Annotated in this window: 13 protein-coding genes and 1 pseudogene; 6 read left to right on the top strand and 8 right to left on the bottom strand. The window is 74.2% G+C overall.

Annotation, left to right across the window (positions count from 1 at the left end; translation table 11 throughout):
- Positions 1–273 precede the first annotated feature (273 nt).
- Complete coding sequence (locus tag F8279_RS27170; protein ID WP_225853427.1) at positions 274–588, bottom strand: STAS domain-containing protein; 315 nt, start codon at positions 586–588, stop codon at positions 274–276.
- 94 nt (positions 589–682) lie between these two features.
- On the opposite strand from F8279_RS27170, the gene map reads away from it, so the two are divergent.
- On the top strand, positions 683–1,540 hold the full coding sequence (map, locus tag F8279_RS27165; RefSeq protein ID WP_091419716.1) for a type I methionyl aminopeptidase: 858 nt from the start codon (positions 683–685) through the stop codon (positions 1,538–1,540).
- Positions 1,537–2,253 (top strand): VIT1/CCC1 transporter family protein, encoded by a 717-nt coding sequence (locus F8279_RS27160; protein WP_091419719.1) that lies wholly within the window; start codon positions 1,537–1,539, stop codon positions 2,251–2,253. The genes map and F8279_RS27160 overlap by 4 nt, the downstream gene beginning before the upstream one ends.
- 56 nt (positions 2,254–2,309) lie before the next feature.
- Here the strand turns inward: F8279_RS27160 and F8279_RS27155 are convergent, their stop codons facing one another.
- The 7 genes from F8279_RS27155 to F8279_RS27125 form a co-directional block, all read right to left on the bottom strand.
- The gene (locus tag F8279_RS27155) at positions 2,310–3,038 is read right to left on the bottom strand and encodes a nucleotidyltransferase domain-containing protein (RefSeq protein WP_151501452.1); all 729 of its coding nucleotides are present in this window, start codon (positions 3,036–3,038) and stop codon (positions 2,310–2,312) included.
- A 109-nt stretch (positions 3,039–3,147) separates the two neighbouring features.
- Positions 3,148–3,615 carry a nitroreductase family deazaflavin-dependent oxidoreductase gene (locus tag F8279_RS27150; protein WP_120571121.1) on the bottom strand — a complete coding sequence of 156 codons (468 nt, stop codon included), beginning with the start codon at positions 3,613–3,615 and terminating at the stop codon, positions 3,148–3,150.
- Positions 3,616–3,665: 50 nt separating this feature from the next.
- The gene (locus tag F8279_RS27145; RefSeq protein ID WP_151501451.1) at positions 3,666–6,347 is read right to left on the bottom strand and encodes an ABC transporter permease; all 2,682 of its coding nucleotides are present in this window, start codon (positions 6,345–6,347) and stop codon (positions 3,666–3,668) included.
- Positions 6,344–7,075: an ABC transporter ATP-binding protein gene (locus tag F8279_RS27140; protein WP_151501450.1), complete on the bottom strand. Its 732-nt coding sequence runs from the start codon at positions 7,073–7,075 to the stop codon at positions 6,344–6,346. Before F8279_RS27140 ends, F8279_RS27145 begins: the two co-directional genes overlap by 4 nt.
- Positions 7,076–7,094: 19 nt before the next feature.
- Positions 7,095–7,676: a PadR family transcriptional regulator gene (locus F8279_RS27135; RefSeq protein WP_013284661.1), complete on the bottom strand. Its 582-nt coding sequence runs from the start codon at positions 7,674–7,676 to the stop codon at positions 7,095–7,097.
- Between the two features lie 69 nt (positions 7,677–7,745).
- Positions 7,746–8,204 carry a ferritin-like domain-containing protein gene (locus tag F8279_RS27130; RefSeq protein ID WP_151501453.1) on the bottom strand — a complete coding sequence of 153 codons (459 nt, stop codon included), beginning with the start codon at positions 8,202–8,204 and terminating at the stop codon, positions 7,746–7,748.
- Positions 8,205–8,239: 35 nt separating this feature from the next.
- Positions 8,240–8,689 (bottom strand): hypothetical protein, encoded by a 450-nt coding sequence (locus F8279_RS27125; protein ID WP_175438724.1) that lies wholly within the window; start codon positions 8,687–8,689, stop codon positions 8,240–8,242.
- A 263-nt stretch (positions 8,690–8,952) separates the two neighbouring features.
- Between F8279_RS27125 and rimP the strand changes: the two genes are divergently transcribed.
- The 4 genes and pseudogenes from rimP to F8279_RS27105 form a co-directional block, all read left to right on the top strand.
- The gene (gene rimP / locus F8279_RS27120; RefSeq protein WP_018785889.1) at positions 8,953–9,603 is read left to right on the top strand and encodes a ribosome maturation factor RimP; all 651 of its coding nucleotides are present in this window, start codon (positions 8,953–8,955) and stop codon (positions 9,601–9,603) included.
- Entirely contained in the window at positions 9,600–10,643 is a 1,044-nt protein-coding gene (gene nusA, locus F8279_RS27115; protein WP_091419728.1) for a transcription termination factor NusA, read from the top strand. The genes rimP and nusA overlap by 4 nt, the downstream gene beginning before the upstream one ends.
- A gap of 15 nt (positions 10,644–10,658) precedes the next feature.
- Positions 10,659–10,995, top strand: a pseudogene (locus F8279_RS27110) (YlxR family protein).
- A 93-nt stretch (positions 10,996–11,088) separates the two neighbouring features.
- Positions 11,089–11,312, top strand: a 224-nt coding sequence (locus tag F8279_RS27105) for a translation initiation factor IF-2 N-terminal domain-containing protein (protein WP_151501449.1), incomplete at its 3' end; no start/stop codon positions are given.

Below are 11,312 nucleotides of genomic sequence, written 5' to 3'. Positions count from 1 at the left end.
GGACCGGGCGGTGGCGGGTACGAGCCAGGGTTATGCGGTGCGGTCATGGTGATGCGCTCCCAGATGATGTGCCCCCGCGCCCCGCGGAGGCGATCACCGACGCTGCCACACAGCCCTCGGCCCGCAAAGATCGTTTACTGTCCGGTGCCCGACCGCGTTCACCCGAACAGTTCGCGCCCGTGACCTCGACGGCCGTGAGAATCCACCGCGGTCGTTACCGGAATGGCCGGACCGGGCGAGTACGCCTCCGGAATCCGGACAGGTTCCGCGCCGTCAGGGCCGGGCGAGCCAGTCCTGTTCGCCGAGGCCGGAGATGTCCAGCACGCGCCGGACCTGCGGGGACGGCAGCACGGTGAGCGCGTCCGGGAACCGCTGGGCGAGCCGGACCACCGCGTGGATGGCGGCCGAGTCGAAGAAGGTGACCGCCCGCAGGTCGAGCGTGAGCCGCTTGGCGGGCTCGCGGAGCGCGGTCTGGAACATGGTGTCGGCGGTCGCCATGTCGACCTCGCCGGTCACCTGGACGCGCAGTTGGTCGCCGTCGACCTGGGCGGTCACGGAGAAGACGGGCGCCGCGCCCCCTTGATCCACGGAGCAACAATGGCACAGCGTTTGCGGCACGGCAACAACCTGCCCGGCGGGCCTGTGGCGGGGGGCACACCGCCCCCGGCGATAGGCTTGGAACATGACCGTCCGTGCGCCGCTGACCCCCGGCACGCTCTCCCCGTGGCGAGCGGTCCCCGCCCACATCCCGCGCCCGGAGTACGTGGGTAAGAAGCGCCCGCAGGAGTGGCGCGGCTCGCACGTGCAGACGCCGGAGACCATCGAGAAGATGCGCGTGGCGGGGCGTCTCGCCGCCCAGGCCACCCAGCTCGCCGGTGAACACTGCAAGCCCGGGGTGACCACCGACGAGATCGACAAGGTGGTGCACGAGTTCCTCTGCGACCACGGCGCCTACCCGTCGACGCTCGGCTACCGGGGCTTCCCCAAGTCGTGCTGCACCAGCCTCAACGAGGTGATCTGCCACGGCATCCCCGACACCACCGTGCTCCAGGACGGCGACATCATCAACGTCGACGTCACCGCGTACCTGAACGGCGTGCACGGCGACACCGACGCCACGTTCTGCGTGGGCGAGGTGAGCGAGGAGGCCCGCCTGCTGGTCGAGCGGACCCACGCGGCGATGATGCGGGGCATCAAGGCCATCGCGCCGGGGCGGCAGATCAACGTCATCGGCCGGGTGATCGAGTCGTACGCGAAGCGCTTCGGCTACGGCGTGGTCCGCGACTTCACCGGGCACGGCATCGGCGAGGCGTTCCACAGTGGCCTCTACGTGCCGCACTACGACAGCCCGCGCCCCACCGACGTGATGGAGCCCGGGATGACGTTCACCGTCGAGCCGATGATCACGCTCGGCACCTACCAGTACGACATGTGGGACGACGGCTGGACCGTGGTGACCAAGGACCGCAGGTGGACGGCCCAGTTCGAGCACACCGTCGTCGTGACCGAGGACGGCTACGAGATCCTGACGCTGCCGTGACCGACACCCCGGCGGCGCTGCGCGAGGCGCACCACGCGGACGTCTCCGGCGGCTGGCTGCGGCCGGCGGTCTTCGGCGCCATGGACGGGCTGGTCACCAACATCGCCCTGATCGCCGGTGTGGGCGGCGGTGGGGTGTCCCCGCGCAGCGTGGTGCTGACCGGCACGGCCGGCCTGGTGGCCGGTGCCATCTCGATGGGCCTCGGCGAGTACACGAGCGTCCGGTCGGCGAACGAGCAGGTCGCCGCGGAGGTGGCCAAGGAACGGCGCGAGCTGGAACGCCACCCGGAGGCGGAGGCACGGGAACTGGCCGACGCCTGGGTCGCCCGTGGACTGCCCCGGGACCTGGCGACGCAGGTCGCCGAGGCGGTACGCGCCAACCCGGAGGAGGCGCTGCGGGTGCACGTGCGGGAGGAGCTGGGCGTCGACCCCGACGACCAGCCCAGCCCGTGGGCGGCCGCGATCTCGTCGTTCGTCTGCTTCTCCATCGGCGCCCTGGTGCCGCTGCTGCCGTACCTGCTCGGCTTCACCAGCCTCTGGCTGGCGCTCGCCGTCGGCGGCGTGGGGCTCTTCGTGGCCGGCGCGATCGTGGCCCGGTTCACCTACCGGCCCTGGTGGACCAGCGGCCTGCGGCAGCTGCTGCTCGGCGCGCTGGCGGCCGGCGCCACCTACCTGATCGGCGCGCTGATCGGCGTCGGCGGCGGCATCGGCTGACGGTAAACCGTCCGCGACCACCAGCCGTCGGCAAGCCGCCAACCGTCCGCAGGTCGTCAGCCGGACAGCAGGTCGTCGATGGTGCCGTCGACCGGGCGGCCCCGGGCCGCCAGTTCCTCGGCCTGGCGGGTCAGCACCGCGCCCACCTCTGTCATGTCCGCCCCGGCCAGCCCGGTACGGCGCACCGCGTCCCCCGGGTCGCGGAAGTAGGTGCGGCTGAACAACCCCTGCACTGTTGCGGCGGACAGCCGCGCCTCGCCGAGCATGAGCAGCGCCTGGTCCGTCTCGTACCACTCGGCCAGCCGCAACGCCCGCGCGTGCGCCGCGCTGCCCCGGTACCACGCCTGCCGCGCCGCGCCGCTGAACTCGGCCGGCCGGGCGCGTGCCAGGCGCGCCAGGTGCTCGTCGCGCAGCTTCCGCAGCCAGCCGGTCGGATCGTGCAGGGCACGGGTGGTGACGTACCGGTCCGCGGTCAGCGGCCAGCGGGACGTGATCGTCGTCGCCCGGCGCAGGTAGTCGTCCGCCCCGGCCACCGTGAGGTCGACGAGCACCCCGTCCACCCGCCGGGTGGCGGCCGGCGGCCCGGCGCCCGGCCGGTAGGTGACGACCAGCAGGCCGACCTCGCGGTCCCCGCCGCCGTCGTCGTCGCCGTGCGCGAGCGGACCGTGTACGGCGACCGCCAGCACGTCGGCCGGGAACCGCCGCAGGACGGCGTCACCGACCCGCTCGGCCACCTGCCACCGTGGATCGTCCAGACGCCGCTCGGCGTTCACGCCGACAGCCACGGTGCACCTCCGTCCGACAGGTCGCCTGCGGCAACCCTAGCCAGATCGGGGCGGGTGGCCCCGGCGGCGCGGATGTCGGATTGTGCACGGCTGTGGCCGGCGAGGACGCTCAGGCGTTCGGGACCAGGCGGAACACGCGGATCTCGCGGCCACCGGCGCGCTCGACGTACGTGCGGTACGCGGGCCACTCCTGCACCAGCCGCTGGAACAGCCGTTCCCGTTCCTCGCCGGTGACCTGCTCGGCGGTGACCGGGATCCGGCGGCCCTTGACGTCCACCTCGGCGCCCGGGTGGGCCATCAGGTTGAACGTCCAGGACGGCTGGTGCTGCTGCCCCCAGTTCGAGCCGATCACCACGTAGGCGTCGCCGTCGGGGACGTACACCAATGGGTTGCTTCGGGGCTTGCCGGAGCGGCGGCCGGTGGAGGTGAGCACCAGCGTGGGCACGAGCCCGAAGGCGACCACGCGCCCCTTCGTCATCCGGCCGACCAGGCGGTCGGCGGGGACGAGCAGGCGCATGGTGGCGCCGAACCAACGCTGGTGACCGAGGCGGCGGGTGAGGGTTCCCAGGGCTGACATCCGACAAGTGTGCCGCCCGCGCCGTGCCCCGTCATCCCTCGGACGGTCAGTCAGTCGAGCCGGCGTTCGATCGGCAGGCGGGACCGGGTGAACAGCGCCGCACCGCCCATCGCCACCAGCGGCACCACGACCAGCGCGGCGAGCGTCACACCGGGCACTGTCATCGGGTACGGCGGCTGCACCGGCCAGGACTCCGCGTACCGCTGGTTGAGCGCGGCCAGGACGACCACGGCGGAGCCGAGCCCGGCGACGATGCCCAGCGCGGAGCCGAGCACCGCGATGACCCCGGCCTGGCAGAGCGACAGCAGGCGGCGTACCCGCGGATCGGCGCCCACAGCCGCGAGCGTGGACAGGTCCCGGCGGCCTTCGGCCGCGGCGAGGCCGGTGGCGACCGCGGCGGCGCCCAGCGTGATCACCCCGGAGGCCACGGCCAGCAGGAGCAGCATCGGACGCTGGTCCGACGGCGGGTCGGCGGTCGCCACCTGCGCCGACATGGGCCCGATGTCGTACAGCTCGTCGGTCAGCCTCTCCATCTGCCGGTCGTCGGCAGGCGAGCCGGCGGTGTCCAACAGGTAGCCCAACGGTACGGCGGACAGGCCGAGCGCGTCGGCGGCGGCGGGGGAGAGCACCAGCCGGTCGACGCTGAGACCGCCGCGCAGCGCGTACCCGGGCAGGAGACGTCCGGTGGGCGGGCCGCCGGAGTTGTAGTTGACCTCCACCCGGACCTGCCCGTCCACCACCCGCCGGGCGTCGGTGACCACGGCGCCGCCGGCGGCGAGCGTCCGGCGCGCGGCGGCCAGCTCGCCGGCGGCCGCGCCGGTGAGCGCAGCCAGCGCGGCGCCGTCGTCCACGAGCGCCGGCAGGTACACGTCGACCGGCTCCTGGAAAGGGCTCACGCAGCGCGGATCGCGCCGGGCCGAGTCGGGGACCGGGTCGGAGGACGTGTACGGGCAGCGCTGCTCCGGCGGAACGACCGCGTACACGGCGCAGTCGTCCTTCTCCCGGACGGTGCCGGCGCAGCCGGGGATCGCGACGGGCGTCACCGTGGCGTCGGGCAGGACCATCCGGGCCCGGGTGGCGACGACGTCGGCCGACGGCGGGTCCGCCGGGATCTCGCCCGAGTGGGTGAGCAGCACGTTCCCCGGCGGCAGGCCCGGCTGCCAGAGTTCCCGGGAGCGGGTCTCGTCACTCGCCACATAGACGCCGATGGCGACGCTTCCGGCGACCGCCGCCATCACCGCCGAGATGGCGGGCGCGGCCGACGACCGGTTGCGGCTGGCGTCGCGCAACGCGAGCCGGGGGGTCAGCGGCAGCAGCCGGCCGGCTCGGCCCAGGACCCCGACCAGCGTCGGGGTGCAGAACACCAGCCCCAGCTCACCCAGGGCGACGCCGGCCAGCACACCGGTCTGCGAGGTGCGGCCGGCGGCGTACGCGGCGAGAGCGGTTCCGGCGACGGTGAGCGCCACGCCGATCAGCAGCCAGCGGCGGCGGGGCCGGCTCGCGTCGCGCCGGCCGGCCAGGCCGGTCGCCACGTCCTGCCGGGCCGCCGTCCAGGCCGGGGCCATCGCCGCCAGCACGCCGGCCAGCACCGCCGTCGCGGCGATCGCCAGCAGCGCGGTCGGGAAGATCCGGTACGCCCCGAGGCGCTCCCCGAGCACGTACTGCTCGACGAGCGGCCGGCCGGCGAACGCCGCACCGATGCCGAGCAGCAGGCCGAGAGCAGCCCCGCCGGCGCCGAGCACCACCCCGTCGGCGAGCACGATCCGGCGCAGGTGGGAGGCGTCGCCACCGGCCACCGCGACGAGCGCGAGGTCGCGCCGCCGGCGCCGGACGCTCACCGCGAAGGCCGGGCCGACCAGCAGCACCACCTCCAGCAGGCCCAGCCCACCGACCACCCCGACGACGCCGGCCTCGTCGGCGTCCGGTACGCGCATGCCGCGGGAGAACTCATCCCGTCCGGGCAGCCGTTCGCGGGCGACGACCTGGACGCCCTGCGCGTTCAGCCGGTCGACCAGCCCCGGGTCCAGCGGGCCGGGCAGGTCCACCAGCCAGGTGTCGCTGCCGGCCGCGCCCTCCGGGGACACCCCGGGCAGCGTGATCACGTCCCGGAGGTTGTCCGGGTACTCCACCACCCCGACCACCCGGTAGGTGGTGCCGTCGATGGTGCGTACCGGGTCGCCGATGCGGGTCTCCAGCCGGCGCAGCGCCGTCGGGCTGACCGCGATCTCGTCGGGGCGCACCGGCGGCCGGCCGTCGCGTACCCGGGCCAGTGGCCGGGTGAGCGGGTCGGTCAGGTCCACGGCGCGCGCCTCGATCGATTCGACGTGCCGGCCCACCCGCGTCGAGAACGTCATCCACCAGCGCGTGCGAGCCAGCCGGCTGCCCTCGGGCAGCAGCGCGCGCACCTCCTCGGCGGTCGCCGGACGGGTCCGGCCGACCCATTCGCCCTGGACCGGCCAGGCCGACTCGCCCCAGGCGTCCTGCGTCACCGCCGTCAGGCTGTCCCAGCGCAGCGCGACGTCGCCGCCGCCGAGCTGGCGCTCGATGCGCTCGGCGCGGGTCAGTTCCCCCATGTCGTAGCTCACCGCGGCGAAGCTGAGGCCGAGCACCGGCAGCGCGATCATCACCAGCACCAGCAGCGTGCGCCGCCGGGACCGCCGGGCCTCCCGGCGGGCGATCCGCAGCGCGGTCCGCCACGACCCGCGTACGGCGGCGAGGCGGCCGCCGGTCACCGGCTGCTGCCGCTGAGCAGGTGGTCGACGCCGATCAGCGGGGCGGTCGAGTCGACCATCACCCCGTCGCGCAGGAAGACCACCCGGTCCGCCCAGCCGGCGTGCCGGGCCTCGTGGGTGACCAGCACCCCGGCCGCTCCGGCGTCCACCCGGCGACGCAGCAGATGCAGCACCGCCTCGCCGGTCTGGGAGTCGAGCGCGCCGGTCGGCTCGTCGGCGAGGACCAGGCGGCGCTCGCCGACGAGCGCCCGGGCGATCGCCACCCGCTGCTGCTGGCCGCCCGACATCTGGTCCGGGAAGCGGTCGGCCAGGTCCTCGAGGTCGACCTCGCGCAGCGCGGCCAGCGCCAGCTGGCGGGCCGCCCGTACGCCGGTGCCGTCCAGTTCCAGTGGCAGCGCCACGTTCTCCACGGCGGTGAGGCTGCCGAGCAGGTTCAGGTCCTGGAAGACGTACCCGATCCGGCGGCGGCGCAGCCGGGCCAGCTCGCGGGCGGACAGCCCGACCAGCGCCTCGCCCTCGACCACCACCTCGCCGCCGGTGGGCCGGTCCAGGCCGCCGGCCAGCGCCAGCAGCGTGGACTTGCCGGACCCGGAGGGGCCCATCACCGCCACCAGCTCACCGGCCCGCACGGTCAGACTCACGCCGCGCAGCGCGTGCACGGCGGCCTCACCGGCGCCGTGGGTCCGGCGTACGTCCCGCAGCTCCAGCACCCCGTCGATCGGGTTCATCAGCGCCTCCCGTGCCGGGTCACCGGCGGGCTTCGTCGCCGGCCCGGTCCACCGCCTCGGGGTGGTCGACCGCCCGGATCGGCGCCGGGCGGTGCCGGACCAGGCTCGTCTCGCAGTGGTCGAGCCACCGCACCTCGGCCTCGGTCTGGAAGATCATCGCGTCCAGCACCAGCCGCCAGGGTAGATCCTCCGGCTTGTCGCTCGTGTACTTCAACCGGGTGAACTCCTGAAGCGCGCGCATGGTGGCGGTGCGTTGGGTCTGCACCACCGACCGCACGTCGACGCCGGGGGTGGTCAGCGCCAGCGCCAGTTTGATGGACAGCTCGTCGCGAGGGCGGTCGGCGCGGCTGATCGGCGTGGCGAACCACAGCGCCAGGTCCGCCCGTCCGGCGTCGGTGATCTCGTACGGCCGCTGCCCGCTCTCGTTCTCCGGCAGCGGACGGACCAGGCCGTCACGTTCCAGCCGGGCCAGCGTGGTGTAGACCTGTCCGATGTTCAGCGGCCAGGTCGACCCGGTGGACTCCTCGAACGCGGCACGGAGCTGGTAGCCGTACATCTGGCCGCGTTCGAGCAGGGCGAGCAGGCCGTGACGGATGGACATGACCGCGAGTATGCATACCTGGTATGCGCTACGCAACCGGAGGGCTCCACCGGGTGACCGGCGTCGCGCTCAGGCCGGGCGGCCCGGAAACGGAACGGTGACCGGCGTCACGCCAGCGGTGCGCCGCCAGCGGGTGGCGCGCAACGCGCAGTCGGTGAGCGCGGCGAGCGCGGTGTTCCGGTCCGCGCCGGTGGTGTGCGGCAGCGCGGCCCGCCAGTGCCCGGCCGTCCGCTCCTCGATCTCCACCGCCAGGCGCAGCGCGCTCGCCCGGTCCGCCACCGGGTAGGGCAGCGCGTACCCGGCCCGGTCGGCGGGCACCTGCCCGGAGCCCTCGGCGAGTTGCAGCAGCAGCGCGTCGCGGCGGGACCGGTGGGCCGCCTCGGCGGCGCGTGCCGCCGTGCGCGCGGCCTCGGTCAGGTGCACGCCGATCACCCCGTACGCCCAGATCGCCGCGTACTCGGCGGCGAGCGCGTCGGCGAGCGCGGTGGCCGGGCCGCTTGTCGGGTTCACGCTGTGCCGCCCGGGCATGGCCTCACGGCCCTCGCTCCGCTCGGTGCGTTCGCTCACTTCAGGGCCTCCACGTGGGTCGCCCGCGCGGCGGCGATCGAGCCGAGCAGCGCGGCCCGCTCGGCCGGGGCCTCGGCGCACGCCTTGGCCGCGTTCGTCCGGCCCTCCTGCTCGGCCCGGCGCAGCTCGGTGAGCACGGCGTCGGGCGCGGGCGCGCTCGCCGAGCCGGCGGCCGCCGGTGTGCCGGAGGGTGCCGGCCGGCCGATCACGCGGCGTAGCTCCTCGGCGTGCGCCCGGTGCGCGTCGGCGATCGGGGTGAGCCGCTCGGCCAGCGCCGGCGCGGCGGTGGCGGCGGCCCGGTAGCGGGCCTCCAGCGCGAGCGCCTCGGCGGCCAGCGGCTCCAGCGCGTCCGGCGCCGGTGGCTCCTTGTCACGGTCGAAAAGATCACAACCGGTCAGCGGCGCTGCCGCGCCGCCGAGCGCCACGAGCCCGCCGGCGCGCAGCAGCCAGCGTCGGGAATGCCCCGCTCTGACCTGGTCGGATGGTGTTCTGCCGATCCCCACCTGACAGAGTCAACACCATCCGCGCCGCCTCGTGGGGCAGGGTCTCGGTGCGCCGCCGGGTCCGTCGACGGCCACAAGCGTTACGCTCTGCGCAACCACCGGGCGCGGACGCCCCGGTGGCGCGCCGGTATGGCGGGCCGATCGCCCGCACCGGCCGAGGACAACACGGCCCGCGGGTCGTGGCAACAGCAGGAGAGGTGCGCGCAATGACGCAGCGTGGCCGTGCCACCCGGTCGACGGGGCCCGCCGGGCGGCCCCGCCGGTCCGACGGGCCCCGCGGCACGGACCGGAGCGGCGCACCCCGCGGCGACCTCGCCGCCCGCCGCAACCGGCTGCGCGAGGTGATCGAACCGGTCGTCACGGCGGCCGGTTACGACCTGGAGGATCTCTCCGTCTCCCGCGCCGGCCGGCGGCACGTGGTGCGGGTGATCGTGGACGCCGACGGCGGGATCAACCTGGACGCCGTGGCGGACGTCTCCCGCGCGGTCTCGGCGGCGCTGGACGCGGCCGAGGAGGCCGGCGGCGACATCGTGGCCGGCGAGTACCAGCTGGAGGTCAGCTCGCCCGGCGTGGACCGCCCGCTCACCCTGCCCCGGCACTGGCGGCGCAACGCCGGGCGGCTGGTCAAGGTCACCGTCCGCGGCGACGCGGGGGACCGCCAGCTCACCGGCCGGATCACGGCCGCCGACGACGAACGCGTGGTGCTGGAGACCGATGCCGGCCCCGCCGAACACCCGTACGCCGAACTCGGGCCCGGCCGGGTCCAGGTGGAGTTCAACCGCCTGGACGACCTGGCCGACGAGGACTTCGGTGACGACACCGACGACGACGAAGATCTGGAGGACGAGGAGAGGTGAACATCGACCTCGCGGCGCTGCGCGCCCTGGAGCGCGAGCGGGAGATCCCGTTCGACACGATCCTCGCGGCGATCGAGACCGCGCTGCTGACCGCCTACCGGCACACCGACGGCGCCGAGCCGCACGCCCGGGTGGAGATCGACCGCAAGAGCGGGGCCGCCTCGGTCTACGCGCAGGAGCTGGACGCCGACGGCACGGTGACCCGGGAGTGGGACGACACTCCGCACGACTTCGGGCGGATCGCCGCCATGACCGCCAAGCAGGTGATCCTCCAGCGGCTGCGGGAGGCCACCGACGAGGTGCACTTCGGCGAGTACGTGGGCCGCGACGGCGACCTGGTCACCGGCGTGGTGCAGGCGCACGAGACCCGCCGGGAGAAGGGCATCGTCAGCGTCGACCTGGGCAAGCTGGAGGGTGTCCTGCCCCAGTCCGAGCAGGTCCCCGGCGAGCGGTACGAGCACGGCGAGCGGATCCGGTGCGTGGTGGTGCACGTCGCCAAGGGCATGCGCGGCCCGCAGATCACGCTGTCCCGCTCGCATCCCGGGCTGGTGAAGAAGCTGTTCGCGCTGGAGGTGCCGGAGATCGCCGACGGCACCGTGGAGATCGGCGCGATCGCACGTGAGGCAGGTCACCGTACGAAGATCGCCGTGCGCTCGACCACGTCGGGCGTCAACGCCAAGGGCGCCTGCATCGGTCCGATGGGCCAGCGGGTCCGCGCCGTGATGAGCGAACTGCACGGCGAGAAGATCGACATCATTGACTGGTCGGACGACCCGGCGACGTTCGTCGGCAACGCGTTGTCGCCGGCCAAGGCGCTGCGAGTCGAGGTGGTCGACCTGGCCACCCGTGCCGCACGGGTGACCGTCCCGGACTTCCAGCTCTCGCTCGCGATCGGCCGGGAAGGGCAGAACGCCCGCCTCGCGGCCCGCCTGACCGGTTGGCGCATCGACATCCGGTCCGACGCGGAGACCGCGGCACCGCAGAGCCGGGGCGGAGCTGATCACGTACCGGAGCCGGGCGGCGCGATCTCCGGCGGCTAGGGGTAGACTTACTCAGTGGCACGACGCGCGATGCCGGAGCGCACCTGTGTGGGCTGCCGGAAACGAGCGCCGGCCAGCGAGTTGTTGCGGGTCGTCGCGATCGGTGACGAGGCTGGTCACACCAGCCTCCGGCCCGATCCGGCCCGCAGACTGCCGGGTCGGGGAGCGAACATGCACCCTGATCCGGCCTGCTTCGCGCAGGCGGTGCGGCGTCGCGCCTTCGGGCGGGCACTGCGCCTCACCGGGGTTCCCGACCACGGTGCGCTTGCGGAGCACGTCGACGCGCAACCCCCGACGACCGGTCAAGCCCGACCGGTCGAGGGTCGCTAGCAAGGTAGGACGACCGACATGAGCACACGATGAAGTCCCTGAAATGACCAGGCTTCAAGTGCAGGAGTGAGGTCGCTGCGGGTGCTGCCCGCACGACCTCGGAGTGAGGAGTGCAGTGGCAGGAAAGGCCCGCGTACACGAGCTTGCCAAGGAGCTCGGGGTCGAAAGTAAGACCGTTCTCGCCAAGCTCAAGGAAATGGGCGAGTTCGTGAAGTCCGCGTCCAGCACCGTCGAGGCGCCCGTCGCCCGGCGGCTGCGTAGCGCGTTCGTAGCCGGTTCGTCGGCGCCAGCCGGCCCGCCGGCTGCCGCGCCCAGTGGCCCGGCACCGACCCCGACGTC

The organism is Micromonospora sp. AMSO1212t (assembly GCF_008868145.1).
Classification (GTDB): Bacteria; Actinomycetota; Actinomycetes; order Mycobacteriales; family Micromonosporaceae; genus Micromonospora; species Micromonospora tulbaghiae.
This window is presented reverse-complemented; position numbering and strand designations above follow the sequence as displayed.

Coding starts and splice junctions, on each gene's coding strand:
- map (WP_091419716.1), top strand. CDS start 683: ATGACCGTCCGTGCGCCGCTGACCCCCGGCACGCTCTCCCCGTGGCGA.
- F8279_RS27150 (WP_120571121.1), bottom strand. CDS start 3,615: ATGTCAGCCCTGGGAACCCTCACCCGCCGCCTCGGTCACCAGCGTTGG.
- F8279_RS27140 (WP_151501450.1), bottom strand. CDS start 7,075: ATGAACCCGATCGACGGGGTGCTGGAGCTGCGGGACGTACGCCGGACC.
- F8279_RS27135 (WP_013284661.1), bottom strand. CDS start 7,676: ATGTCCATCCGTCACGGCCTGCTCGCCCTGCTCGAACGCGGCCAGATG.
- F8279_RS27130 (WP_151501453.1), bottom strand. CDS start 8,204: ATGCCCGGGCGGCACAGCGTGAACCCGACAAGCGGCCCGGCCACCGCG.
- rimP (WP_018785889.1), top strand. CDS start 8,953: ATGACGCAGCGTGGCCGTGCCACCCGGTCGACGGGGCCCGCCGGGCGG.